The organism is Mucilaginibacter sp. OK098 (genome assembly GCF_900142915.1).
Lineage (GTDB): Bacteria > Bacteroidota > Bacteroidia > Sphingobacteriales > Sphingobacteriaceae > Mucilaginibacter.
Genome location: NZ_FRCM01000009.1, coordinates 11344 through 38139, shown reverse-complemented (window position 1 = coordinate 38139; position 26796 = coordinate 11344). Strand labels below are relative to the sequence as shown.

The 26796-nt window shown below is 41.0% G+C and carries 18 protein-coding genes and 1 tRNA gene; 10 read left to right on the top strand and 9 right to left on the bottom strand.

Features of this window, described 5'->3' with window-relative positions; genetic code table 11:
* Nucleotides 1-91 precede the first annotated feature (91 nt).
* Nucleotides 92-331 (top strand): Fic family protein, encoded by a 240-nt coding sequence (locus BUE31_RS26060; RefSeq protein WP_073406811.1) that lies wholly within the window; start codon nucleotides 92-94, stop codon nucleotides 329-331.
* A 167-nt stretch (nucleotides 332-498) separates the two neighbouring features.
* Here BUE31_RS26060 and thiL read toward each other — a convergent pair whose 3' ends face one another.
* On the bottom strand, nucleotides 499-1545 hold the full coding sequence (gene thiL / locus BUE31_RS26055) for a thiamine-phosphate kinase (protein WP_073406810.1): 1047 nt from the start codon (nucleotides 1543-1545) through the stop codon (nucleotides 499-501).
* A 362-nt stretch (nucleotides 1546-1907) separates the two neighbouring features.
* On the opposite strand from thiL, the gene BUE31_RS26050 reads away from it, so the two are divergent.
* Nucleotides 1908-3530, top strand: a complete 1623-nt coding sequence (locus tag BUE31_RS26050; RefSeq protein WP_073406809.1) for a hydrolase — start codon at nucleotides 1908-1910, stop codon at nucleotides 3528-3530.
* A gap of 302 nt (nucleotides 3531-3832) precedes the next feature.
* Here the strand turns inward: BUE31_RS26050 and nadA are convergent, their stop codons facing one another.
* Nucleotides 3833-4825: a quinolinate synthase NadA gene (gene nadA / locus BUE31_RS26045; protein WP_073406808.1), complete on the bottom strand. Its 993-nt coding sequence runs from the start codon at nucleotides 4823-4825 to the stop codon at nucleotides 3833-3835.
* Between the two features lie 407 nt (nucleotides 4826-5232).
* Here nadA and nadB point away from each other — a divergent pair, with 407 nt between their 5' ends.
* The gene (gene nadB / locus BUE31_RS26040; protein WP_073406807.1) at nucleotides 5233-6825 is read left to right on the top strand and encodes an L-aspartate oxidase; all 1593 of its coding nucleotides are present in this window, start codon (nucleotides 5233-5235) and stop codon (nucleotides 6823-6825) included.
* A 117-nt stretch (nucleotides 6826-6942) separates the two neighbouring features.
* Nucleotides 6943-7443 carry a hypothetical protein gene (locus BUE31_RS26035; RefSeq protein WP_073406806.1) on the top strand — a complete coding sequence of 167 codons (501 nt, stop codon included), beginning with the start codon at nucleotides 6943-6945 and terminating at the stop codon, nucleotides 7441-7443.
* Between the two features lie 7 nt (nucleotides 7444-7450).
* Here the strand turns inward: BUE31_RS26035 and BUE31_RS26030 are convergent.
* Both BUE31_RS26030 and BUE31_RS26025 read right to left on the bottom strand, forming a co-directional pair.
* Nucleotides 7451-7523: transfer RNA gene (locus tag BUE31_RS26030), tRNA-Gly, on the bottom strand.
* A gap of 60 nt (nucleotides 7524-7583) precedes the next feature.
* Nucleotides 7584-8090 (bottom strand): hypothetical protein, encoded by a 507-nt coding sequence (locus tag BUE31_RS26025; protein WP_073406805.1) that lies wholly within the window; start codon nucleotides 8088-8090, stop codon nucleotides 7584-7586.
* A 101-nt stretch (nucleotides 8091-8191) separates the two neighbouring features.
* On the opposite strand from BUE31_RS26025, the gene BUE31_RS26020 reads away from it, so the two are divergent.
* Complete coding sequence (locus BUE31_RS26020) at nucleotides 8192-8704, top strand: gamma carbonic anhydrase family protein (RefSeq protein ID WP_073406804.1); 513 nt, start codon at nucleotides 8192-8194, stop codon at nucleotides 8702-8704.
* Here the strand turns inward: BUE31_RS26020 and BUE31_RS26015 are convergent.
* The 5 genes from BUE31_RS26015 to BUE31_RS25995 all read right to left on the bottom strand — a co-directional run bounded on the left by BUE31_RS26015 (nucleotide 8694) and on the right by BUE31_RS25995 (nucleotide 15205).
* The gene (locus tag BUE31_RS26015; RefSeq protein WP_073406803.1) at nucleotides 8694-10337 is read right to left on the bottom strand and encodes an Ig-like domain-containing protein; all 1644 of its coding nucleotides are present in this window, start codon (nucleotides 10335-10337) and stop codon (nucleotides 8694-8696) included. The genes BUE31_RS26020 and BUE31_RS26015 overlap by 11 nt on opposite strands.
* A 117-nt stretch (nucleotides 10338-10454) precedes the next feature.
* Nucleotides 10455-12317, bottom strand: a complete 1863-nt coding sequence (gene mnmG, locus BUE31_RS26010; RefSeq protein ID WP_073406802.1) for a tRNA uridine-5-carboxymethylaminomethyl(34) synthesis enzyme MnmG — start codon at nucleotides 12315-12317, stop codon at nucleotides 10455-10457.
* Between the two features lie 114 nt (nucleotides 12318-12431).
* Nucleotides 12432-12686: a CBU_0592 family membrane protein gene (locus tag BUE31_RS26005; RefSeq protein ID WP_073406801.1), complete on the bottom strand. Its 255-nt coding sequence runs from the start codon at nucleotides 12684-12686 to the stop codon at nucleotides 12432-12434.
* Nucleotides 12687-14552: an ABC-F family ATP-binding cassette domain-containing protein gene (locus BUE31_RS26000; RefSeq protein WP_073406800.1), complete on the bottom strand. Its 1866-nt coding sequence runs from the start codon at nucleotides 14550-14552 to the stop codon at nucleotides 12687-12689.
* On the bottom strand, nucleotides 14549-15205 hold the full coding sequence (locus BUE31_RS25995) for an oxidoreductase (RefSeq protein WP_073406799.1): 657 nt from the start codon (nucleotides 15203-15205) through the stop codon (nucleotides 14549-14551). Before BUE31_RS25995 ends, BUE31_RS26000 begins: the two co-directional genes overlap by 4 nt.
* 496 nt (nucleotides 15206-15701) lie before the next feature.
* Between BUE31_RS25995 and BUE31_RS25990 the strand changes: the two genes are divergently transcribed.
* From BUE31_RS25990 to BUE31_RS25970, 5 genes are all read left to right on the top strand, one after another.
* Nucleotides 15702-16700, top strand: coding sequence for a tail fiber protein (locus BUE31_RS25990; protein WP_143167264.1), 999 nt, complete (start codon nucleotides 15702-15704; stop codon nucleotides 16698-16700).
* Nucleotides 16701-16720: 20 nt separating this feature from the next.
* Nucleotides 16721-17506, top strand: a complete 786-nt coding sequence (locus BUE31_RS25985; protein WP_073406797.1) for a hypothetical protein — start codon at nucleotides 16721-16723, stop codon at nucleotides 17504-17506.
* A 10-nt stretch (nucleotides 17507-17516) separates the two neighbouring features.
* Nucleotides 17517-18713 carry a hypothetical protein gene (locus tag BUE31_RS25980; RefSeq protein WP_073406796.1) on the top strand — a complete coding sequence of 399 codons (1197 nt, stop codon included), beginning with the start codon at nucleotides 17517-17519 and terminating at the stop codon, nucleotides 18711-18713.
* A gap of 257 nt (nucleotides 18714-18970) precedes the next feature.
* Entirely contained in the window at nucleotides 18971-22885 is a 3915-nt protein-coding gene (locus tag BUE31_RS25975) for a PKD domain-containing protein (protein WP_073406795.1), read from the top strand.
* Between the two features lie 17 nt (nucleotides 22886-22902).
* Nucleotides 22903-26766, top strand: coding sequence for a DUF6443 domain-containing protein (locus BUE31_RS25970; RefSeq protein ID WP_073406794.1), 3864 nt, complete (start codon nucleotides 22903-22905; stop codon nucleotides 26764-26766).
* Nucleotides 26767-26796 lie beyond the last annotated feature (30 nt).

Here is a 26796-nt window from a genome sequence, read left to right as displayed (position 1 = left end):
GCGCTTTTTTATTTACTTTGTGGCGATATAGAACTGCTAAAAAACAAGTCCTTTCCTGCCCGGAGGTGTTTTATTTTGCCCTTTCATCCATTTGGCACTTGTAAATATTCACCCGTTTGAGGATGGCAACGGGCGCGTTGGCAGGCTGCTTGAAAAATGGTTTATAGCCGAAAAACTGGGTAGTAAGGCCTGGTACCTGCAAAGCGAATTGAATTATTATAATAATGTAACCCAATACTATAAAAACCTGAACCGCCTTTGTGTTTTTTATGATGAACTGGGTTATAGCAAAGCAATGCCTTTTTTATTGATGCTGGCTGATGCGTTGTAAATTAACAAGCAATAATGCGAAATTTTTCTGAACCATGATTCGCTTGATTTTAGGATTAAAGGATGAATGATGTAAATCAATTTCTTTTTCCAAAAAAATCAAGACATCTTAAAATCAAGCGAATCATGGTTCAAAAGACAAGGATAATTACATGGCTTGTCTGTCAATTAAACCCCGCTCTTAAACGCATTCCACCCCTGCGCAGTCAACGCATGTACTGCTCCTGCCTTCGTGACTAAATTACAGCCTGCTGAGGGCTCAGTGATGTAGCCGATGATGGTGATGTCCATTTTAAACTTGATCTTTTCGTAGTCGGCTTGTTTAACGGTGAAGAGGAGTTCATAATCTTCGCCACCGCTCAGGGCGCATACAGTTGGGTCGAGGTTAAATTCGCGGGCGGTATCAAAGGTCATCGGGTCAAGCGGGATCTTTTCCTCGTATAAGTTACAGCCTTTATCACTTTGCTTGCAGATGTGCAAAAGTTCAGATGCCAAACCATCTGAAATATCGATCATCGACGTGGGTTTTACTTCAATTTCTTTCAACAGGTCCACAATATCTCTGCGGGCTTCGGGTTTTAGCTGCCGTTCAACTATGTAATCCTTCCCTTCCAGGTCGGGCTGAATGTTTGGGTTTTCCAGGTAGATCCGCTTTTCACGCTCCAGCAATTGTAACCCTATATATGCCCCGCCAAGGTCCCCGGATACACACACCAGGTCGCCCTCTTCGGCGCCGGTGCGGTAAACCACGTCCTTTTCATCGGCATAACCAATTGAAGTTACGCTTATAACCAATCCCTGCTTTGACGAGGAAGTATCGCCGCCTACCAAATCAACATTATATTTATCGCAAGCCAGGTAAATGCCTTCGTATAGCTCCTCAACTGCTTCCAGCGGAAATTTGCTGCTGATGCCGATAGAAACCGTAACCTGCGATGCGGTACCGTTCATAGCGTAAATATCACTCAGATTTACCTGGATAGCTTTATAACCTAAATGCTTTAAAGGCGTATATGCCAGGTCGAAATGGATGCCTTCCAGCAGCAGATCAGTGGAGATCAGTGTTTTCTTTCCTTCAAAATCAAGCACAGCAGCATCGTCACCAACGCCTTTTGTGGTGCTTTTTTGGGTTAGCTTTATATTTTTTGTTAGATAGTTTATCAACCCAAACTCACCTAATTCTTCAATATTTGTTCTTTCTTTATTATCAAACATGTTTTTTTATTTAATGATTTCACCGATTTTGAATGGTGATTTCACTGATTTTTTTTCTGTAGGCGATTAACTCTTTTTTAAAAATCGCGCAACCTGTCAACATTATATCCGCCGGAGGCGGGAAAAATTTTTGGATTTAGAGGCCTCCCATCTAAATCCTCGCAATGACGAAGTTTAATTTTCTTCAAAAATACGAAAGCTTAATCCAATTACCTTATTTACTGTAAAACAGCTGCCGCAATCTACAGATTGTCACTTGTCTTATGTTACAGCCTATTATCTTAATATTAACATAATAATTAATAAACAATATATTAGATAATAATATTGACTTTTAGATAAACAAAAATAAACCATTGCTTATGAAAATTTCTAAACATCTACTTTATCCCGCAATTGCTATTGCAATATCGGGTTCATTTTTTACCAGCTGTAAAAAGGGAAATGATTTTCAATCAAAAACGCCCCAAACAGAAACAACAGCAAGCGTAACAAGCAAACTACATTTGGATGCTATTTCATTAACTGAAGATTTTGAGGTTGGCACCACCAGTCCAAAAACTGCTTATGATGTTTCGCCAACAGGATCAAGCAGCGGCGACAATGTTACCCTGCAGGGTAATTCATGGAACATGTACGATGCACTTATTGGTAATTTAAGCGGCGACCTTAAAAATGGCTCATGGGCCGGCCGTATCCGCAATACGGGAAAAATAACCATGCTTTTTGATGTTACTACCGGAATTGGTATCGTAACCATTAAACATGGTACTTACGGAAGCGATGGCGCAAGTACCTGGGGTTTATGGTATTCAATAAATGGCGGCAGTACCTGGACTCAGAGCGGAAGTAATATAACTACCACAACAACACTGCAAACACAATCATTTACCATAAATGTTACCGGAAGCGCCCGTTTAGAGATCCGTAAACTTACAGGCGGTACAAACAGGATAGATATTGATGATATTACTATAAATGACAACGGAAGTGGAGGAGGAGGCGGTGGCGGCACTGTTTTAACCGGGAAAAAATTCCTTTTTGACGCAACAAAATATGAAAACGCAGGCAGCGCCGACTGGCAAATTGATGCAGACGGCACTGAAAATGTTCCTATTTACACCGGCGGAACTACTGTTGAAACCAAGGCACAACGCATACCAACCCCATCATACACAGGTATAACTTCAACCACTGCCGAAACGTATTGGAAGGGCGCACTTTCTTCATGGGCGGTTGCGCTTGTTAAAGATGGTGAACTGGTTGAAACACTGCCTGTTGGCGCTGCCATTACTTATGGTAACAGCAGCAACCCACAGGACTTAAGTAATTACGATGTATACGTTGTTGTTGAGCCAAACCGCTTATTTACTACTGCTGAAAAAACCGCCATTATGAACTTTGTATCAAACGGTGGCGGCCTGATGATGGTTGCAGACCATACTGCGGCCACTACAAGCGGCACCGATGCAAATGGTTATAACCCAAGTGACAGGGATGGCGACGGCTTTGATTCACCCCGTGTTTGGAATGATTTAATGACCAACAACGGGATCAACAATACCCATCCCTTCGGCTTTAATATTGATTATATCGACATTAACGATCAGCCATCAAGCAACGTTTACACCGGCACCAATGCTAATGCACAAAAAGTGTTGACCGGCGCGGCAGGTACAGCTTCAAAACTGGCTTTTTATAATGGCACCACCGCTACACTTTTCCCGGCTGACAACGCGAATGTACAGGGCCTTTTCTGGCGCACAAGCTTTACTAATGGTGGCAACACCGGCGTAATGGCTTTGCTCTCTACTTATGGCTCAGGTCGTGTTGTGTTTATCGGCGACAGTTCAGATGCTGATGATGGCACTGGAGATACCGGCGATAGCTTATTTAATGGATGGTCTGGCGATGCACCTTCAGGGTTTACTTCACATCCGGCTTTTCACTTAAATGCATCTTTGTGGCTGGCTAAAGCGCAATAGTTTTTATTTTTAGATTACACTGATTTTTTTATTCCACCGATTGTCGAGGAGATGATCGGTGGAATTTTTTATTCACTTTTCCACATCGCTTTTTTAAAAATCGCGCAACCTGTCAGCATAATATCCGCCGGAGGCGGGAAAAATTTTTTGGTTTTTAGGGGATCTCTCTATGTCATTGCGAGGTACTAAGCAATCGCTAACTAGGCAAGTCTGCTATACAAAGTTTTACACCTTTCTGTTCGCTCTGTATAGTTCGCGATTGCCGCGCTACGCTCGCAATGACATAAGGGAACGTTAAAAAATCATAACCCTAACTTAGCTGATATCTCCAGCATCCTTTCAATAGGCTTTACAGCTTTCTCAATAATATCCATTGGTACGGTTACTTCAGGATATCCGTTTTTTAAGCACAGGTACAACTTTTCCAATGTATTCCTTTTCATATGCGGGCAGTCATTACAAGCGCAATTGTTATTTGGCGGGGCCGGGATAAATGTTTTATCCGGGTTTTCCTTTTGCATTTGGTGTAAAATACCAGCTTCGGTTGCTACAATAAATTCATTAGCCGGGTTATTGGTCGCATATTTTAAAATACCTGTTGTCGAACCTATATAATCTGCCAGTTGTAATATAACATCTTCACATTCAGGGTGTGCAAGTAATTTTGCACCAGGGTGTCTTTCTTTTAGCCTGGTTATTTTCTCACGGGAAAAGATCTCATGCACCATACAGGCGCCGTTCCATAAAACCAAATCTCTTCCTGTTTTCTTTGCTACGTAAGCCCCCAGGTTTTTATCAGGACCGAAGATTATTTTCTGATCTTTCGGCAGGCTTTCTACAATCCCTACTGCGTTGCTCGATGTGCAAACTATATCGCTCATGGCTTTTAGCTCAGCTGTGCAGTTTACGTAAGTTATCACCAGGTGATCAGGATACTTTTCCTTAAACTTTTTAAACAAATGCGGCGGACAGCTATCAGCCAGTGAGCAGCCGGCTTTTAAGTCGGGTAGTAAGACCTTTTTTGATGGAGATAAGATCTTTGCTGTTTCGGCCATAAAGTGAACCCCGGCAAAAACAATAATATCGGCATCCGTTTTTGCGGCTTGTTGCGATAATCCCAAACTATCCCCAATATAATCGGCAATATCCTGAATATCGGGTTCCTGGTAATAATGGGCAAGGATAACAGCATTTTTTTCCTTTTTTAATTTTTTAATTTCATCAAACAGGTCCAGGGAAGGGTCAATCTCTTCCTCTACAAAACCTTTCACATTTATTTCTTCGAAGGTATCCATTTCAACAATTCAATTAATAACAATTACTTTTTATATATAAATAAAACTATTGTTATTGGTGTGTTAGTTATGTTTAAAACTACTTTTAAAAAGAGCAACAAAAGTTTTTTTTAATAATTTATTAACAATTAATGTGCATTATTAAGTGCCTATTTAACTCATTTTTAGATTTATGTAAATAGCTAAAATTACTTTTAAAACATTTTTGTTAATACTTTATTACTTTTCAAAATGTTAGCTTTGGCACTTATAAGGCTCATAAGTAAGTTAAAAATTATTGAGTTTTGAGCTATAAACACGGGTTATCAACTATTCAATTACTTATTAAGTTTTTGCTTACACAAAATTAACATCTTTTACCCGGGTTATTAACATCATAGATAAATTTACAAATAGTACATATAATTATGACCAGAACTGTTGATTTCCTGGTAGTAGGATCAGGCATAGCAGGATTAAGTTTTGCCCTTAAGGCAGCCAAACATGGTAAAGTTCTGATAGTTACGAAGAGTAACGAGGACGAGTCAAACACTAAGTATGCCCAGGGCGGAGTTGCTGTAGTTGTTGATAAGAAAGAAGATTCTTTTGAAAAACATATAGAAGACACCCTTATAAGTGGTGACGGGCTTTGTGATGAAGAAGTTGTTGAGGCCGTTGTAAAAGAGGGCCCGGCCCGAATCCGTGAGATTATTGACTACGGAACCAACTTTGATAAAACGAATGAAGGCTTTTATGATCTTGCAAAAGAGGGAGGTCATTCTGAATTCCGTGTATTGCATTATAAGGATATTACCGGGTATGAGATAGAAAGATCATTATTGGAAGAAATTCACAGCAACCCTAACATTGAAATTTTAACCCATTATTTTGCTGTAGACCTGATAACGCAGCATCATTTAGGTGTATTTGTTGATAAGCAAAGCACTGATATTACTTGTTATGGGATCTATGCCTTTAATAATGAAACTAAAAGTGTGGAGAAGATTCTTTCTAAGGTTACAGTTATGGCATCGGGTGGCGCAGGGCATATATATTCAATAACTACTAATCCTACGATAGCTACCGGTGATGGTGTTGCCATGGTTTACCGGGCAAAAGGAAAGGTTAGAAATATGGAGTTTATCCAGTTTCATCCTACAGCTTTATATAATCCTGGCGAATATCCATCATTTTTAATTTCAGAGGCTGTTCGCGGGTTTGGTGGGGTGTTAAAACGGACGAACGGTGAAGAGTTTATGCAGGAATATGATGAACGGAAATCATTAGCTCCGCGTGATATTACTGCCCGGGCTATAGATGCTGAAATAAAAAAATCGGGTGAGGATTTTGTTTATTTAGATGTAAGGCATCGAAGTAAAAAAGATATACTGGCGCATTTCCCAAATATTTATGCCAAGTGTTTGGATATAGGTATTGATATGACCAGGGATATGATCCCTGTGGCGCCTGCCTGCCATTATATGTGTGGTGGTGTTTTGGTTGATCATGTAGGCAGATCGTCACTGATGCGTTTATATGCATGTGGAGAGTGTTCTTCAACAGGCTTACACGGAGCTAACCGATTGGCTTCCAATTCGTTATTAGAAGCGTTGGTTTTTGCACACAGGATTTATAAAGATGCTATTAATCAGGTAGATACGATTACAATCCCGGATAATATCCCTGATTGGGATGAAAAAGGCGTGCAACTTTCAAATGAAGATATCCTGGTTACGCATAATGTACGCGAGATGCAAAAACTGATGAATGATTATGTGGGAATTGTAAGATCCGATTTCAGATTAGAAAGAGCCATGCGCCGTTTGGGTTTATTACATGAAGAAACTGAAGATTTTTATAAGAAAACTAAATTATCGGTAAAGCTTTGTGAGTTAAGAAATTTGATACAGGTATCATACCTGGTTGTAAAATCGGCCATGATGCGGAAAGAGAGCAGGGGATTGCATTCAACTACAGATTATCCTAAGCATGCGGATGTTATTGAGGATACGGTATTCTGAATCGGTATTTGACCGGGATTTAGGTATTTGAGAGATTAGTAAAGGATGCCTGGCGCTAGGATGAATATAGTAATAATGATTTTTAAATAATGGTGTTAAATTGTTGATGTTTTTTAAATGGGCTTGTTTGATTTTTTTAAACGGAAAAAGAAATTAGATTTTGATATAAATAATAGTTCGCCAATTGAGCTGTTGGGCAACGGGATATTATTTGAAGAAGATAATAAATTTTTAAAGTGGGGAACTCCTATAAAAGATTTATCAAAAAGTGTAGAGCTAAATGAAAAACTATTTGCCGACCGTACAGTATACCACTGGGGTGAGCATAAAATTTTAAACGGGCTTAGTTTAGAATTAACTACTACTTATTGGAATCATAGGGAGGATAGCGTTTATAAGATGTTTAATTCAATTAGCTTTTCTGTAGCCGGAGAAGAGGCACATAAATATCTCGACTTAATAAGTAAACATTTAGAAAGTAACTTTGGTGAACCAAAAAGTAAAGAGGTTTCTGATACAGAGATTATTTGTGAATGGATTGTAAATGAAACCAGGTTATGCCTTCATTTTTTCGAGCAGTATATTAATAAGCTTAATTTTGAGATAAGCAGGTTATAGACATAAGAGCGGAAAACGGGATTCGAACCCGCGGCCTTCAGTTTGGGAAACTGATGCTCTACCAGCTGAGCTATTTCCGCTTATTGTTACCGGCAAATTTATAATAAAATTACCTTCTTTATAAATAAAAAGCACATCGGCTATTTAATATATGTTTCATCGCTTTTTAAACGATGAACAGGAAATAATGTAGATATACTGACATACTTCATCCCGGTTTCTTTTTCTTTTGCAATTATAGCAGATTTAACCATTTGCGGTTCAAAATAGTATTTGCCTGGTTTATAGGTTATGGCGCTGTCAATAAATACCGGCAAGTCTGTTTCTGTAATATGATATGTCATAAGCAACTGACTAAGCGTTAGTATTTTAAGAGATTTCTTTGTTTTAATTAATATAAGGCCATTAATGGCTTTTTTGCCATACTCTTTTGTGTGGACGCTATCCTTAAAAACATTTATCGAGTCAATGTCAACAGGTCTTATTATAATACCTGTTGCCTCAATTGGGTCAGCTAGTGGTAATTGCAGAATATATAGGGGTGCATTTTTATAATGGGTTGTATCCTTATTAAGCTCATTGTAAGTTTGCCCGTAACAAAGCGTAAATCCCAATAAAAAGAAAATTGTTAACGATAACTTTATCATAATTGGCGGGTTTATATCTAAGTTTGGGTTTTATCAAACTTAATTAAATAAAAGAATAAGTTACTAATTAACTAACCCGGTAATTCACTAATTAAAAATATATGCCTGTAATACTGCCAGTAAAAAATATAAGCCCGTCATTTGGTAAAGACTGCTTTATTGCTCCAAATGCAACTATAGTAGGCGATGTGGAAATGGGTGATAATTGTTCTGTTTGGTTTAATGCAGTGATAAGGGGAGATGTACATTATATTAAGATAGGGAACAATACGAATATCCAGGATGGGGCTGTTATTCATGCTACGTATATGTATGCGCCCACCAATATCGGCAACAACGTGTCTATAGGTCACAATGCGCTTGTACATGGCTGTACACTTAAGGATAACGTGTTAATTGGAATGGGGGCTATCGTAATGGATCATTGCGTTATAGAAGAATACGTAATTATTGCTGCCGGAGCGGTAGTGCTCGAAAAAACATTTTGTGAATCAGGATTCTTGTATGCTGGTATACCGGCAAAAAAGATCAAGCCACTTACTCCTGAACAGAAGGAAATGCTTGATCGTTTGCCTAATAATTATATTATGTATTCCGGTTGGTTTAAGGAGTAACCGGTTCTTTCGGAATCGTTATTGGTGTTACCTGTTCCCAGTTTGCCCTTAAGGTTATTGGTGTGTCATCAACCCAAATATTTTCTGGTTGTACTTTTTGTTTTACATTCCCGCTGTCCCACTTACCATTATTGTTGGCATCGTAAATAACACGTACTGTATATTTTCCGGTTAAATAATTTTTATAAACGAGCGATGTTGTTTTGCGGATCACGTCACTCCTCATTAGTTCTTTCTGCTCGTTAATTACTTCAACTATATATGCCTTGCCTGTATCAGGTATTGTTACTGCCAGGGTTAACAAACTATAGTTTTCCTGTTTATCAATAACAAATTTTTTAAATACGCGTCTATTTTTATCACCATAAATATCAGTCAGAGCGTTGCCTTCTAAAGTAAGTATATAATTATCGTTTTGCTTCCATCTGTAATTTACAATCAGGTTTTTCGGGTTTGCAGTATCTTTTTGTACTGTGAAATTACTAACCTCGGCTGAATCCTCTTTTAAGGTGATCAATGAAGGCTCAAATGTTTCGATAGGATAGAAGCCTTTGATTAGTAAATTTGTACCGGGCCTTAAACGGCCATCTCCAGTAACATTGTAACCAATTGTAAAATTCTTGGTAAAAGATTCTTTCCTACCTTTTTTCCGTGTTACAGTATCAAGAGGGTTATTATTATCCCAAATAGCTACCCGGATAGAATCAAAATCCATATTCCGCATATATAGAGTGGCTGAATCACGGGTTTTACTGAAATCAACAATTTTGTATTTATCGAAGTCGGGCGGGTAAACAATTTTTAATTCCGGTTTGTCAAGCTTCCTGTTAAATGTAAAAAACATTTTCCCGTCAAGGTCAAATCTATATTCCGTAGCTCTGAATTTTGTTGGTGTTTGTTTAAACAGGTTTAGCTGAACGTTTGAAGTATCCGTTGTTAAGTGAATTGTCTTTTTACTGAAAGCAATCAGTTCATTGTCGTTATCGTATATTTTATTTGGGCTTGTTTCCTTCAATGCGTAAATGCGGTAATCATCCGGGTGCAGGTTGTTAAGTGTAAATCTACCGGCACTGTCAGTGGTTGCATAAACGGTTGGTTTCTTTTTTCCAAATAACAGAGAATCCTGCTTTAGGGTAAAAAGCATAACCGTTGCATCTTTTTCTTTTAGTTGGGTTGCTGTATTAGTTACGGTTCCTGAAATGCTTAACGAGTCGATGTGCTCACCTGTCGAAAACACATAAGTGAAATTTTTCAAAACGTTCGACTCGTTTACGTCCGCAATGGCCTTTCCAAAATTTATAACATAAGTTGTATTTTTTTCGAGCGTATCTTTAAGCGTTATTATAAGGCTTTTTTTATTCGCCTTATATTCCGGTAATTTTGCAGGAGTTGGACTTAAACTTATTTCAGAATAAATATTTGTTAGTTTAAAAAACTCATCAAAATCCAGCTTAATTATTTTGCTGTTAAAATGACGGGTCATATTTGGAGGAGTGGCGAGCAATAATTTCGGCGGATCATGATCCCGCGGCCCACCCTGGGGTAATTGACGACTGGCGCAGCCAAAAGTCAGCAAAATGATGTAAAAAGCGAATAAGTGAGATCCAAAAAAAACGACTTTTTTATTTAACATTGTTTTTAAACGCTATAAACGATTTTTATATTTTAATGATATGGGATATTAAAAAATTAAAATAATTGATCTAATGTAAAATTATTATAACTAATTAATTATCAGTTATTTAAAGTACTATCTGGATATGTGAACCATTAAAACTGAGATATCTGATGGTGTTACCCCCGAGATCCGTGATGCCTGGCCTAAAGTACGCGGTTTTATCTTCATTAATTTTTCACGGGCTTCTTTTGAAAGTGACACAAGTTGGTTATAATTGAATTCTGAATTTATTTCTTTGTCTTCCATTTTTTTCATCCGACCGACAATTTCCATTTCCTTTTCAAAATAACTCTCGTATTTGATTTTTATTTCAGCTTGTTCAATAGTTTCTTTATCATACTTTAAAAGTAAGTCGTTTAATGTATCGTCTGCTTTCCGCAGATTTTCAAATCCAACCTGGGGCCGGCTCAGCAAATTAAATAGTTTTGCATTTTGGCTAAGCGCACTTGTTCCTAAATCTTCAAGCAAGCCATTAACACTTCCTGGGTCAATTGATTTGGAACGGGTGTAAACAACAATGCTATCCGAGTTTTTTATTTTGTTGTTTACTTTTTCCAGGCGTTCATCATTTATCAAACCAAGCTCGTGACCGATAGGACTTAGCCGGATATCTGCATTATCCTGGCGCAGAAGTAAACGATGTTCAGCCCGTGAAGTAAACATACGGTAAGGTTCTTCGGTACCCTTTGTAACAAGATCATCAATCAAAACACCGATGTATGACTCCGATCTTTTCATGATCAGCTCATGTTTATCATGGATCTTTTGATGTGCATTAATACCCGCTATAAAGCCCTGAGATGCGGCTTCTTCATAACCCGTTGTTCCGTTTATTTGCCCGGCAAAGTATAAGTTGCTGATCAATTTTGTTTCGAGGGTTAAACCCAGTTGGGTAGGGGGGAAGTAATCGTATTCAATGGCGTAACCCGGCCTGAACATTTTCGCTTTCTCAAAACCGGGAATTTGGATCAATGCTTTATACTGGATATCTTCTGGCAAGGAGGTAGAGAAACCATTTACATAGATCTCCACGGTGTTCCATCCTTCAGGCTCAACAAATATCTGGTGACGATCGCGTTCAGCAAAACGGTTTATTTTGTCTTCAATAGATGGGCAGTATCTTGGCCCCAAACCTTTGATTCTACCAGTAAACATGGGCGACTTTTCGAACCCTTCTTTCAATGTTTCGTGAACATTTTTGTTTGTATAGGTTATCCAGCAACAACGTTGTTCTTTAGCTAATTCAACATCGGTAAATGAAAAACGACCACGCTCCTCATCTCCCCATTGTTCTTCCATTAAGCTGTAATTTAAGCTACGGCCATCCACCCTTGGGGGCGTTCCAGTCTTCATTCTTCCAGAGTCAAAGCCTAACTGTACCAATTGCTCAGTTAATCCTGTTGCTGCCTTCTCAGCTGTTCTGCCTCCACCAAAGCGTTTTTCGCCAATATGAATTAAACCATTTAAGAAAGTTCCATTTGTTAAAACAACAGCATCGGCTTCGATCTCTATTCCCAACGAGGTTTTTACGCCTGCTATTGTGTTGTTTTTAACCAGGAGGGAAGTTACTGTATCCTGCCAAAAATCAACATTGGGGATACGTTCAAGGGATAATCTCCACTCTTCGGCAAAGCGCATTCTATCGCTTTGTGCTCTGGGGCTCCACATAGCCGGACCTTTTGACCTATTTAGCATGCGGAATTGAAGGGACGTTTTATCTGTTATTATACCCGAATACCCGCCCATTGCATCAATTTCGCGCACTATTTGCCCTTTTGCAACACCGCCCATAGCAGGGTTACAACTCATTTGTGCTATAACTCCCATATTCATGGTTATTAATAGTACAGATGAACCAAGGTTTCCCGCCGCCGCCGCTGCTTCACAGCCAGCATGGCCAGCTCCCACAACTATTACATTATATCTCTTAAACATTTTAACTTGGATGTTCCACGTGGAACAATATGTTGTTTGTTTTTATTATGATCCACGTGGAACATAATTTGTTGGTTATTGACAGGGAATATAACATGGCCCTATTCCACAAAATTACTTATTGCTTTCCGATGTTCCACGTGGAACATTAAATAATGATAGTAAAGCAACAAATCCCCAAACCCCTTCTAAAACAACAAAGGGATAAAACCTTATTAAATATGATGAAAAACAACAAACGCCAGCACCAATAAAGTTCATAAGCCCATATATTTTGCTTTGTGCAGGTAGTTTTTTATATAAATTTAGTAAAAAGGCAATCAATAAAATAATTACACCTATTGATGCTAATATGTCTGATGTCTTCATTTAGGCTTCTTTTAGTTCAGTCAAAGCTATCCAACGGAAACTCTTTTCGTCAAGTTTACTGTTTAAATCAGTTATTTGCTGTAGTATTTCATTTAACCTTGCTACTTCAATACCCACTACATTAAGCGTATTATTCTTTTCTTCTATTTGTTTTTCAATTGCTGCAATCTCGCCTTCTAATGTATCAAGCTCTTTTTGTTCCTTAAAACTCAGTTTATTCTTTTTAGTTTCAGTTGTTTTTACTGTTTCAACAACCGGATTACGCTTACTTTGTTGTTTGTTTTCTTCTAATTCAACCCGGTATGCAGAGTAATTTCCATTATAGATTTTCACATGCCCGCCTTCTTCCATTATAAAAAGCTGATCAGTTAGCTTGTCCAGCAAATACCTATCGTGCGAGACCATCATTAAAACACCTGAATAATTGGTTAGAAATTCTTCAAGCACATTCAAGGTATCAATATCGAGGTCGTTTGTTGGCTCATCCAGGATTAAGAAATTTGGGTTCTTCATCAAAATGTTCATTAACTGGAGCCGTTTCTTTTCGCCACCACTTAGTTTAGAGATAAATCCATACTGTTTAGCCGGTGGAAACAGGAATAAAGTCAGTAGGGCAGAAGCAGAGATCAACTTGCCATCGGCCATGGTTATAAACTCAGCTACGTTCTTTACTATATCAATAACCCGTTCATCGTCCTTAAATACTATACCCGACTGGTGGAAATAACCGATAACCGTAGTTTCCCCCTTATCAATTGTTCCCTTATCGGGCTGTAATCCGCCTGTAATTAAATTAAGCAGGGTAGATTTTCCACTCCCGTTCTTTCCGGCAAGACCAATCCTGTCTCCTTTTTTAAATATATAGCTAAAGTTATTAATGAACGTTTGATCCCTGAATGACTTGTAGAGATGGTTCATCTCCATAATTTTATTCCCCTGGCGGGCAGTTTTAACACTTAGCTCGACCTTTTGCTTGGCGCCACCGTTTTTGGTTTTTTCTTCCAGATCATAAAAAGCATCTATCCTGGCTTTTGATTTAGTGCCCCTGGCTTGTGGCTGCCTGCGCATCCATTCCAGTTCCTTGCGTAGTAAATTGCTGTTTTTTTGAAAAGAGGCCTCGTCAGCACTTTCGCGTTCCGCTTTTTTCTCCAGGTAATAACCATAATTACCAACGTAGGGGATGATCTTGCCTTTATCAATCTCCAATATCTCATTACATACATTATCCAGGAAATACCTGTCGTGCGTAACCATCAGGATGGTTTTTGAGCCATCGGTCAATAATTTCTCCAGCCACTCAATGGTGTCAATATCCAGGTGGTTGGTTGGCTCATCTAAAATATAAATGTCCGGATCTTCTATTAGCAGCTTGGCAAGGGCTAAACGCTTTTTCTGTCCGCCGGACAAGGTATTTATCTTTTGATTTAAATGATGAATATCCAATCGACCCAAAATGGTCTTTATTTTATATTCATACTCCCAGGCATCCACATTGCTCATTTCCTCCATTACGTTTTCAATGGCTTTGGAGTTTTCGGGGTCATTTTCCAGCAACTCTTCGTATTTGCGGATCAGTTGCTGCTGTATGTCATCGGCATGGAAAATATAATCGCTTATGGTAACCGCATCTTTAAAGCCCGGGTCTTGTTCTAAATAACCCATATTGAGATCGCGCATTTGGGCAACTTTGCCTTCGGTGGGTTTTAAACTACCCGCAAGTAATTTTAACAGGGTTGACTTACCTGCACCATTTATGCCTACAAGTGCAACCCGCCTGCCACGGTTAATACCAATGGCTACGTTTCTGAAAAGCCAGTGATCATGAAAAGAATGGCCGAGATTTTCGGCAGAGATGTAATTACTCACGATAGTTCTTTTATTTTATCAGAGGAGTAGATGTGTACTCCCGGTTTGTTTTGTAATGATTGTTTATACATGGCGCTGGCAACTGTTGTTGCGTTAATACTTTTGTATTTTTTAAGCTTGCCTATAAGTAGTGGATCTATGATATTCATTAACCCGGCGGAGAACTTTTCCAAAGGCCGGTCTTCTTTCCTATCCCCGGCTAAGAAAGATGGCTGATAAATATGCAGAGAAGGCAACCCAACTTTAATTATATCATTTTCTGTTTCACCCTTCATTTTTGAGTAAAAGTTTGACGCCTTTATATTCGCACCAATAGCTGACACCAAATGATACTGATGAATCCCGTTATTCAACGCAATTTGTGCCAGGTGAAAAGGATAATCATGATCCACCTGTCGGTAATCCTTCAGATCCGGCGTCTTTTTCTTTGTCGACCCTAAGCAGCAAAAAAGCACGTCACCAGTAATTTTAGCTGTATAGTCATCCAATTTATCAAAATCAACAACCATCTGTGTTAACTTACTGTGTTTTACAGGCAAATCTTTCCGCACCAGCACCAATACTTCATCATAGGCGGGTTGATGCAGTAAAATATCTAACAGGCAACTTCCCGTTAATCCGCTTGCTCCCACAATAATTGCCTTTTTAGCCATTTGGCATCCAATTTTTTGCAAAAATACACATAATTAAATTGGAGATAAATAATAGGTGTTTAAACACGCAAAATGGAATGTTTGGGTGGTCTTATATTTAATAAATTATTGATCGCATAAAGGGACGTAACACTTATTTTCAAGTAAAGCCAAATGCTGACAAAACACTGTCAGCACATTCTCTATTTCCGCTATCGATATTTGTAGTGCATGTCACATGGCCTTAGCCTTACACAAAAGGGACAAAAGTTTTTGGTTGTAACTTATAATTAAACAAATCTTTTTACCTTACTCCAAAAATTTCGTGGGCATAAAGATGCTCATGACTAACCCTTTCACAATGAAAACACACACTTAGTGCCAATACCGGCATTTACTAGCTTTTACAGCTATCCAAAAAGTTATTTATTCCTGCTTAAGAGAAGCAATGGAGGTTAACCCGCTATTTCAAAAACACATCATAGGCACCCATATTATAGACTCAAAAAATCATTACATGAAAACTTTTTTAATCACAACCATTGTTTTTTTAGCATTTTCAATAACTTGTAGCGCACAGTGGACTCCAGGAACCGGCGTTATCACAACCAGCAACTCAGTTGGCATTGGAACAACAAGTCCTGCTGAAAAACTTGTAATTGCAGGAACAGGCAATACCCCCCAACTTAGACTTGCAAATACAGATGCGGGGTCACTTGCGGCGTGGAATATCGGAAATGACGCCGCATTTGCTTATGGTTTAAATATTGGTGAAGTGGGTGTGGCAAATGGGCGCCTTTTTATTAAACCTGGCGGCAATGTGGGGATTGGTACAACTAGTCCATCTGCTGCACTTCAAATTGGAGATTTTTTAAGCGGGGCATCGTCCAATCAAATAGTAATTCCGGGGACCTATAATTTTGAACAAGTTCGTTTGGGGCAAATTGGTAATGGTAATTCAGCGTTAGAATTTGTGAACCACAACGGCCCCCCTTCGTCCTATGGCATAAAATTTTTAATTGATGTAGACCATGGAGCCTCTGGCTTGCAAATACAATATGCACCGGCTACAACAAGTTACGCTTCGTTAAGCTACACCACGGGTTTATACCTGAATTTAGCGGGAAATGTTGGCATCGGGACAACCACCCCCGATCAAAAACTCACTGTAAACGGAACTATTCACTCCAAATCAGTAGTGGTTGATGCGAATATTTTTCCAGACTATGTATTCAATAAGGACTATGCCCTGCCTTCTTTAACCGAAGTAAAAACCTACATCGATCAAAACCATCATTTACCCGATGTACCATCAGCCGCAGAAGTTGAAAAGAACGGACTTAACCTGGGTGAAATGAACAAAGTTTTAGTGCAAAAGGTGGAGGAGTTGACTTTGTATTTGATTGAACAGAACAAGCATTTGGCAGATCAGCAGAAAACAAATCAATCACAACAAAAACAAATTGATGAGATGAAGAAAAGTCTTGATAAACTGAATCATAAAAAACACAATTAACAACGCAAAAGCTTCATAAAATGAAAACTTTTTTAATAACAACCGTCGCATTTTTAGCATTTACAATAACCTGTAAGGCACAATGGACACTTTTAGGTAACAATCTTTATCCCACAACAATTAGTAATAACGTGGGTATTGGAACATCGTCCCTTGCGGCAAAACTCACTATTAGTAATACGTCTACAACCGGACTTGATCAGCTGGTACTCGTGTCTACTTTAGGTGCCGGAGCACAATCAGGTATAGTTTTTCGTACTCCGTACTCAGGCACTACCTACGATGGCTCCATAACATCATCATTTTATAACGGCACCGGGGGGATGATTTTTACCGCTCCGCGCGATTATCCCGGCGATTATGGTTTCCAGTTCAACAGCAACAGCGGTACCCCACGAATGTTTATAAACACATTAAACGGCAACGTAGGCATAGGCACTGTCAATCCCGATCAACTACTAACTGTAAATGGAACCATTCACTCCAAATCGGTAGTAGTTGATGCGAATATTTTCCCGGACTATGTATTCAATAAGGACTATGCCCTGCCTTCTTTAACCGAAGTAAAAACCTATATCGATCAAAACCACCATTTACCCGATGTACCATCAGCCGCAGAAGTTGAAAAAAACGGCCTTAACCTGGGTGAAATGAACAGGGTGCTGGTGCAAAAGGTGGAGGAGCTTACGCTGTATTTGATAGAGCAAAACAAACAGTTAGCAGAACAGAGTAAACAATTAATAGATCAGCAAAAGCAAATTGGTGACCTGAAAAAAAGTCGTAATAACTCGAATCATAATAACTAAAAAACATAGCATGAAAACCCGTTTAATCACAACCATCGCATTTTTAGCATTTACAATAACCTGTAAAGCACAATGGACTCAAGGAACCGGCATTATTACAACAACCAATTCAGTTGGCATTGGAACAACAACACCTGCATCAAAGCTTGATGTACAGGGATTAATAAATGTTGGTGCGCCAATGAATATTTCTGCATTTACCCCTGCAACCATTCACACAGGCGGAAGCGGTAGTACTACAAATGCCCCTTATGTAGTAATGGAAAATGCTACTCCTTACGGAGGATGGACACCCATGTCTGAGTTTCATATTACCAGCGATGGTACAAATGTTCCTGAAATTGGATGGACAACCGGCAACCGGCCCGGAAACATGCTGGTACGGTCATATGGTACCAGCGGTGGTGGCAATATTAATTTGCAGGCAAAAGGAATACTCAATTTTTTATCAAATGATATTCAAAGGATGGTTATTGATAATAGTGGTAATGTTGGTATTGGAACAACAAGCCCGGCATCTAAGCTTGCTGTCGCCACTACATCAGCTAACAATTCAATTGATCAGACAATTGCAATTATTCAAAGCAGCGGACTAGCAGCTTTTGGTGGCTATGTTGGGCAACGGGTAGCCTCTTCCAATACAAGACAGGGGCTTATAGTTTCTGGGAGCGCAAGCCTTACTTTACAGGCCCAGGCTTACAATATGGATTTTATTATGGGTGCTGTTACTCCTACGGACGATACAAACTTGCGTATGCGTATTCTTGCAAATGGCAACGTAGGCATTGGTACATCAGCCCCTGATCAACTACTCACAGTAAATGGAACTATTCACTCCAAATCAGTGGTGGTTGATGCGAATATTTTCCCGGACTATGTATTCACCCCAACGTACCGTTTGCCTTCTTTAACCGAAGTAAAAGCCTATATCGCACAAAATCACCATTTACCCGATATGCCATCAGCGGCAGAAGTAGAAAAGAACGGCCTTAACCTGGGCGAGATGAACAAGGTACTGGTGCAAAAGGTGGAGGAACTTACGCTGTATTTGATTCAGCAGAATAAGCAAGTGGCAGAACTAAATAAACAACTGATAAAACAAAATACAAACCTATCGGATCAATACAAAGTAAATCAATCACAGCAAAAGCAACTCGATGAGCTGAAAAAAGGGTTTAATGATCTGAATCATAAAAAAACTAAATAGCCAGAAATATAAAAAAAAGGAAAACGCTTTTACTAGCAACTATCGTGGGTTTAATAGTTTAAGGACACCTTCTGCCGCTCTATGAACTTAGAAAAATTTTTAATTGTCGCGATTGTTTTTTACCTTGGACTTCTAAATACTTAACACTTGAACCATCACATAAACTACCAAGCAATCCCCGATTAAAACAACCCCTTCCGCTTTGAAAGCGAAATGATTTTCAACCAAACTTTATACCTGTTACCCCTGAATTCCAGATGAATAAAAAACTAATTCCCTTAATTTGCGCAATTTTTATTTTTTGCTGCTACGGGACGCATGCACAAAGCGTAGTTAACGCTAACCCGCTTACCGGCACAGCTAATGTAATGATACCTATTTATACGATAAACAGCGGCGAGATATCCGTGCCTATATCCCTTACCTACCAGGCAACTGGCGTTAAACCAAAAGATGTGGAAGGCACTGCGGGTATGGGCTGGCAACTGAACGCAGGCGGACAGATCAGCAGGCTGGTTCGTGGTCTTCCGGATGATTGTTACAAAGATAATTCAGGAGCTAGCATGCCTGGCTGGATGAGTACCTCCAATACAGCCGCCAATGCTATAAGCGGATTTGGTATATTAAATAATGGGAGCACCTGCGCTAACGAAACACCAGATATCACGTATATCAACAGCCATTTTTCCTATAATTACGATACCGAGCCGGATATGTTTTATGTAAGCGCCCCTGGTTTATCCTGCCAATTGGTTTATGACAGGAGCGATGCCAAATTTCACCCGGTTAACTACCAGGATTTCGTAATCACCTATACCACAGCCGGCGGTACAGGTAATAATGCTAACAGCATCACCACCTTTACTATAACAACCGATAAAGGGATAAAATATGTGTTTGCAGCCCCCGAATCTGTTACCCAAATCACACAGTTGGGCACAGGAACAGGCAATTATTTTGCAACCCAATATAAACAATATCAAAACGGCATTAATTACTCCGACAGCTGGAATTTGACCGGCATTACAGATGCCAACGGAAATGGGGTTGTTTTCACTTATATAGCAGCTCAGGTAAGAAATAGCACCAACCCGGTGATCCTGTACCTGAACGGATCAACCACAAACGTTTTGCAATACAAAATACTGCAGGCTGTGACCCCTCAAACCCTTAACACAATAGGGACGACGAACATTAACCAGCCGACGCCGGTTACCTGGTTTATTTTTGGCTGGAACCTCCCCTCTACTTTGGATGCCGGGAATACAGGGCAAACGGTAGTATCTTCTATCACTGGTATGGGAAGAGGCTTTCAATTCAATTACAATTCTATAGGTTACAGCGTTGGAACTGTTGCATATCACAGAAAATTTCTTGCAAGCTTTAGCGATCCGGATTGTAGTACTCCGGTTAATTACCAGTTTAATTATAACAGTCCGAATGCGCTACCTGATTCGGCTTCCACACTCCTGGATTACTGGGGGTATTATTCCGCTACGGCTACAGGGGGTAATTTAATGCCATCGGTATACGTTAACCCCGCCCCTTCGGTCGCTTCTTATCCGCGTTACCTCATTAAAGAGTCGGCTTCTCCGGGTACCGGTTATTCCTATACGCTTTCGGGCAATAACAGGGCTGCCGATCCAACAAATGTAATGACCGGCTCATTAAGCAGTATTACCTACGCCCAGGGTGGCAGCTCGTCCATCACCTATGAATCCAACGATTATTTTGATGCGCCTTCGGGAACTGTAGTAAAGGGCGGCGGCATACGGGTAAACCAAATTGTTGATAAAGACAATATAACCAATACAAGCATCATCCGTAATTATTCATACCTCAACTCCTCAGGAGTTTCCAGCGGGAAACCGCTATCGCTGCCGCAATTCGCATTTACCATACCCTACAGCGGAACAGCGACCGGACAAAGCCTTTGGACGGACGGCACCGCACTTTCGGCTGACGACCTTTCGGCTGACGACCATACCATCATGTACACGAGCACTAAGGTAAGCCAGACAAGTGCCGGAAGCACTGTTTACAATTATAATATTCCGGCTACTGCATGGGATGTTTCGGCAAGCCCTTCATGCAGCGGCTGCACAACAACAGAGTGGGCGCCAACAACCAGCTATATCGCGCGCAACAATTGCAGCTCGACATATGGACCTGTTAAAAACGATGTATATTCCTATCCCTTCATTCCTAATGCCAATTACGATTTTGAAAGGGGCATACTTCAAAAAGTCACTAACTACAATGATGCAGGTACTGAGGTAAGTGAAGAAAATTACACCTATCAGCGGTCGTATGCGCCATCGGTTATAACCGCCTTGAAGTATGATGATAACCCCAGCGGCGCTTTGCTGGTAAAATCCTACAATAAATACACTATTTACTATAACACCAGTGAACTGACAGCTACTGTGGCTAAAAAAGTGTTCGACTCGCCAACGTTGAGCCAGGCACAAACCAGTACGGTTAGTTATACTTACGGAAGTACAAATCACAAACTGCTGACACAGCAATCCGTTACCAACAGCGATAATAATACGGTAACCACCCGCATTACCTATACTAAGGATTATGCGGCAGCGGCAGGCGCCAATCCAAATGTTAACGCTATTTATTACCTGGAGCAACAAAATATCAATATACCGGTGGAAACATACCGGCAGGTGACAAATGGGGGGGGTACAGCAACAACAAGCGCAAATTTAACCCTATACAGCGCCAGTACCATCGGGGCCATTACCCACTATATGCCCTCACAGCAACTTAAATGGGTACAACCGGACGGTGGGGTTTTTACTCCCCTTTCTATAAGCGGGCAAACGCTTACAAAAGACGCAGGTTATTTCCCGGTGGCTAATTACGATACCTATGACAATACCGGTTTCCCTTTAACGGTTGATGATGCCAATAAGCATATACAGACCACCATTCATGATTACCTGACGAACCAGGTTACAACAGCGTTCAAAAACGCTAATTATAATGAAGTCGCCTTTAATGATTTTGACAGCATGGTTGCCCCCCCGGTAAGCACGTTTTCCATTACCGGTACAGGTGCATACACACCTGTGGGCAGTCATGCCGGTAATGCCGCCGGGCTGTATGCCGGTACCCAAACCGTTGCTTCGGGTACACTTTCAAAAAATACGGCAGCAAAAAATTATATATTCTCTATATGGATCAATGCTAATCTGGCAGGTACGCTTACCTTATCGTTAAGTGGTATAAGTACCCATCCGGTTATTAATTATCCATCGTCCGGCTGGCAATATTATGAGGTAAAGATACCTGCGGCAACTTTACCTTCCAGTTTTACTGTCAGCTTTACATCCAATCAAAACATAAGTATAGATGATATCCTGTTTTATCCTGATGTGGCCGAAGCAGCTACGGTAGCATACGAGTCGTTTACGCACCATAAAATTGCTGAAACCAATACTAATGGTGTATCCACCTATTATACCAGCGACAAATGGGGACGGTTGTTATTTAAATTAGACCAGGATAAGAACATCATTGAAAAGAGAACCTATATAACACCCTCTCAAAATACTGCCGGCCTGGTTACCCCCGCCATTAGCTATACAGACCTGATATCGACAACAATTCCCAAAACTTTTATTGTTGCTACCACGCCATGCATAACCGGCACTACCTATGCCTGGAACTTTGGGGACGGCACGCCGGTTGTAATTGCCTTGGACGGGAACACGCAGGCACATACCTACAGCGCCAACGGAGATTATACCATAACCGTAACCGCCACAAACCCAGCCTTTGCCACGGTATCGTCATCCACCCCGGTTTCGGTGCGGCCGCCGCTGATCCCTTCGATATGCCAGTCTGGCGCGCCAGGGTGGAACAGTTGTAACCAGATACCCTTGCCTGCTGTAACCTGTGGCACAAATCCGCATGATGACCTGAACAGTTATTATACCGTCACTTCGGTAATAAACTCGGGATTTGCGACGCTTTCTTACCAATGGCAAATCAGTTATGACGGCGGCGCTACCTGGACAAACGCTGGCACTAATACCACTCAGTTTTCAATGGAAATCGCATCTCCGCCTGTAGCGTACCAGGTAAGGTGCATAGTTAGTGCTCCAGGCCAGCAAAGCGGCACATCCAATATTGCCAGTTTCGTTATTCACTGTTAACCCCTAAACCAAAGAAGATGTGCAATCTATATCATAAAAAACTAATCTGTGGTTTGTTAAGCTGTTTTGTTTTACTCCTTGCGCAGCAGGCAAAAGCCCAGCAACCCGGCTTTGTTCAGGATGAAATCATAAAGGTTCCGAATATTACTTCTGACGGCCAGGTTTACGGGCTTACAACCGTCCAGAAGCAAACCGTAATAAGTTATTACGACGGACTGGGCCGCCCCATTCAAACCGTAGCCCTGCAGGCAAGCCCAGCCGGGAATGACCTGATACAGCCCGCGGCCTATGATAACCTGGGCAGGCAAACCACAGGATACCTGCCGTATGCAGGTAAAAGCACCGATGCAACAGGCAGCTATCGCCCTAATGCCATTAGTACCGATCAAACGGCCTTTTACAGCTCTGCCGGGCAACCGCTTAACCTGGTAGCTACAGATGGGATACCCTATAACCAACAGGTTTTTGAGAACAGCCCTTTACAGCGTTTGCTTAGCACAGGCATGGTGGGAACAGGCTTTCAGCCCGGGGTTGGCGGCAACCATTGGAAAACAGTGAGCTACCGCCCAAATACCAGCGCCGATGGGAATATATTGATCTGGGGCCTTAATGGTACTTATACCGGTAGTTCTTATACGGCTAACAGCCTTTCCGTAACAGACGGTAAGGATGAGGATGGTGTGGAAACCTTTGTTTTTACAGATCTTGAAGGTCATACTATACTGAAAAGGCAAATACACAGCGGGGGTAATTTAGATACCTATTATATTTATAATGCTGCAGGTATGGTAAGCTATGTAATACCGCCAAAGGCTGTTGCGTTGCTGGTCACAAATAATTACAACCTCGCCACTGCCCCACTGATGAACATAGTATTCCATTATACCTATGATGCACGGGCGCGCGTAATAAGCAGAACAGTACCCGCACAGGGCGTGATGTATATTGTTTATGATAATTGGAACCGCCCGGTTTTAATGCAGAATGCAAAATTAAAGGAAAACAACCGGTGGAACTATATAAAATATGATGCTAAAGGAAGGGTTATAAGCCAAGGTATTTATGCTGACGGAACCCATTTAGGGCAAAGCGCCATGCAGACTTATGTGAATGGTTTTACCACCATCTGGTACGAAAGCCGCAACGGCTCGCCTATAAATGGCGGGTATTATACCAACAACGCATTCCCAACCACCGGGACTGCACTATCTTTTGCCTATTACGACGATTACGACCTTACCCTTGACGGTGTTCCGGATTTTAACTACGCAACGCAAAGCGACCCGAACCTGCCCAACGAGGAAAGCGCTACAGCGGCGGCACTGCGCGGCGTACCAACTATGGTAAGCAAGGCAAGCGTTGGCAACGGATTAACCGGCGTATGGATAACCCGGGCGTTTTTTTACGATAAGCGCGGCTCCCTCATCCAGGAGCTTAGTAACAACCAGGTGTTTTACAGCGCGGCATATACCCTTACCGATGCCAAAACTATTGTAAACGATTTTACAGGAGTTCCGCAAGCTACAAAGGTTTTAAAGAAAAGCTCCGCAAGTGTAACAACAACCGTATATACAGCCTTTACTTACGATGCTATGAACCGCGTTACCCAGGTAAGCCAGAAATATAATGCTGGTACCATGCAGCCTGTTGCAGCTTATACTTACAATGAAATTGGGCAGGTAATAAAGAAAGGATTGGGCTATGTTTCAGCAGCCGCGATCCCGGCAACGCAAAGTTTGAACACTACCTACAGTGGTACCAATACCATATTGGCTACAAGCAGCATTTCCATGAATCCCGGCTTCAGCGTACCTTTGGGGTCAACATTTACCGCGCAAATTGTAACCAACTACCTGCAATCGGTAAATTACCGCTATAACATACGCGGGCAGCTGCTTACCATAAACAACAGCACGCTTACCAACGACATGAGCACCAATAGAACCAACGATGATACCAATGATGTGTTTGGTATGGAGCTGCTGTATGATCAACAGGATGCGGGCTTATTAAATGCCCCCAGGTTTAACGGTAAGCTAACCGGGGTTAAATGGATGAGCAAAGACGGATCGGGCATTGCTACCAAAGAACGCAGCTATAAGTTTACCTACAACGACCTTGATCAGTATACGGCTGAAAACTATGGCGAGCGGGCTGCCGCGGGTATCGGCAGTTTTAGCAATAATGCAGGTGGTTTTGACGAATATGGTATAGTTTATGACGCAGGCGGCGATATTTCTCATCTGAACCGGAACACCTCTACTGTTAACGGGGGGGCCGTATCCACCATTGATAATTTGAGCTATACTTACAGCACTACTATCCCAAACCAGCTATTATCTGTTGCGGATGCAGGAACTACTGCCGGTTTCTCGGGCGGAACGGGCAATTATTTATACGATGGCAATGGCAACCTGACTACCGACCCTTATAAGCATTTATCTATCGGGTATGATGATTTGAACAGAACGGATAAGATAACCATAACCAATGCAACTAACCGTTACATTGATTATACCTACAATGCCAATGGCACGTTACTGCGCAAACGGCAGTATGATAACGGAGCATTACAGCATACTACCGATTACGTTGACGGATTTGTATTTATAGACAATATCTTAAGCTATTTTGCCATACCCGAAGGGCGTGTGTTGAACAACAGCAGTACGCTGGTACAGGAATTTGTTATAACCGACCAGCAGGGCAATGCCCGTGTTAGTTTCCAGAACAATGGCAGCAATGCAGCTGTTGTGAAACAGGAGAACAGCTACTACGGCTTTGGCATGAGCATGGCAAGCGCTATGGCTTTGCCAACAACACCCAACAAGCAATTGTATAACGGCGGTAGCGAGTGGCAGAATGATTTTAGTAATTTACCGGATTACCAGCAGACATTTTACCGTAACTACGATGCCGCATTGGCAAGGTTTGTTGGTGTCGATCCGATGGCGGAAGGGGCAGAGAACCTAAGCGTTTACCATTATGCAGGCAATAACCCGATAATGAATAACGACCCAATGGGGAATCAATCACCGCTGCAAAGTAATGCAGCTTTTGTAGATATGGTAACCAGAGAATTACATGGCGTCACCAACCCTTTTGAAACGATAGATGAGATGGGTAACGGATCTTCTAATAGCGGTGGCGGCGGCGGCGGCTTTATAGGGGCCATACTGGGCGCTACGCTCGATTATTTGAATCAAAATACTACTGTAAACGTTACGTTGAACAGATTTAGCATAGCAGGTTTAGATAACCAATACCAGCAAAATGGCGATAATGGGCGTATTGCCTCTGCCATAGCAGGGAATGATTTATTAAATTGGGGAACAGCCAATTTGGATGCCAACACTGTTACCGGGGGCTACTATCATTTATCTGATGGAAGTCCGACAACTGTCAATGGTGTAAGTGGAAGTTTTATGGCTACTAATTTTTCAGGAGGCGCTAATGAGAAAGGTGAGAGCTGGCATGGTGTGTCCGGTTCTTGGGATACTGAAACAACAACTGATTTAAGCAGCAAATCTTGGATCGCTAGCGTGGCAAGCACACAATCTGGTTTGATCGGCGAAATTTTGGCTCCTGGAGCAAAAGTAGGGTATTGGGCTCAAAGAGCCCAAGCAATAAAGAATTATAGAATTCTCACAAAAACGGGTAGGGTTTTAGGAGCGGCTTCGGTTCTCGCAACAATTGTAGAGGATAGTAATAGGCCTCAAGGTTTTACAAAAGGGACTTTCGTTAAGTCCACCATCGGAACCCTAGGGGTAATATTTCCAGAATTTGGTTTAGTCTATGGCGTTGTTGATCTTGGGTTTACCATATTTAGTAACAGATCTCTAACAGATCGAATCGGAGATGCTGTCGACAATATTAGGTAATTTATCGTGTTTTAATTATTTTTTATCCTT

Coding starts and splice junctions, on each gene's coding strand:
- BUE31_RS25980 (WP_073406796.1), top strand. CDS start 17,517: ATGAAAACCCGTTTAATCACAACCATCGCATTTTTAGCATTTACAATA.
- BUE31_RS26035 (WP_073406806.1), top strand. CDS start 6,943: ATGGGCTTGTTTGATTTTTTTAAACGGAAAAAGAAATTAGATTTTGAT.
- nadB (WP_073406807.1), top strand. CDS start 5,233: ATGACCAGAACTGTTGATTTCCTGGTAGTAGGATCAGGCATAGCAGGA.
- BUE31_RS26015 (WP_073406803.1), bottom strand. CDS start 10,337: ATGTTAAATAAAAAAGTCGTTTTTTTTGGATCTCACTTATTCGCTTTT.
- thiL (WP_073406810.1), bottom strand. CDS start 1,545: ATGTTTGATAATAAAGAAAGAACAAATATTGAAGAATTAGGTGAGTTT.
- BUE31_RS25985 (WP_073406797.1), top strand. CDS start 16,721: ATGAAAACTTTTTTAATAACAACCGTCGCATTTTTAGCATTTACAATA.
- BUE31_RS26020 (WP_073406804.1), top strand. CDS start 8,192: ATGCCTGTAATACTGCCAGTAAAAAATATAAGCCCGTCATTTGGTAAA.
- BUE31_RS26025 (WP_073406805.1), bottom strand. CDS start 8,090: ATGATAAAGTTATCGTTAACAATTTTCTTTTTATTGGGATTTACGCTT.
- mnmG (WP_073406802.1), bottom strand. CDS start 12,317: ATGTTTAAGAGATATAATGTAATAGTTGTGGGAGCTGGCCATGCTGGC.
- BUE31_RS25970 (WP_073406794.1), top strand. CDS start 22,903: ATGTGCAATCTATATCATAAAAAACTAATCTGTGGTTTGTTAAGCTGT.
- BUE31_RS25975 (WP_073406795.1), top strand. CDS start 18,971: ATGAATAAAAAACTAATTCCCTTAATTTGCGCAATTTTTATTTTTTGC.
- nadA (WP_073406808.1), bottom strand. CDS start 4,825: ATGGATACCTTCGAAGAAATAAATGTGAAAGGTTTTGTAGAGGAAGAG.
- BUE31_RS26005 (WP_073406801.1), bottom strand. CDS start 12,686: ATGAAGACATCAGACATATTAGCATCAATAGGTGTAATTATTTTATTG.
- BUE31_RS25990 (WP_143167264.1), top strand. CDS start 15,702: ATGAAAACTTTTTTAATCACAACCATTGTTTTTTTAGCATTTTCAATA.
- BUE31_RS25995 (WP_073406799.1), bottom strand. CDS start 15,205: ATGGCTAAAAAGGCAATTATTGTGGGAGCAAGCGGATTAACGGGAAGT.
- BUE31_RS26050 (WP_073406809.1), top strand. CDS start 1,908: ATGAAAATTTCTAAACATCTACTTTATCCCGCAATTGCTATTGCAATA.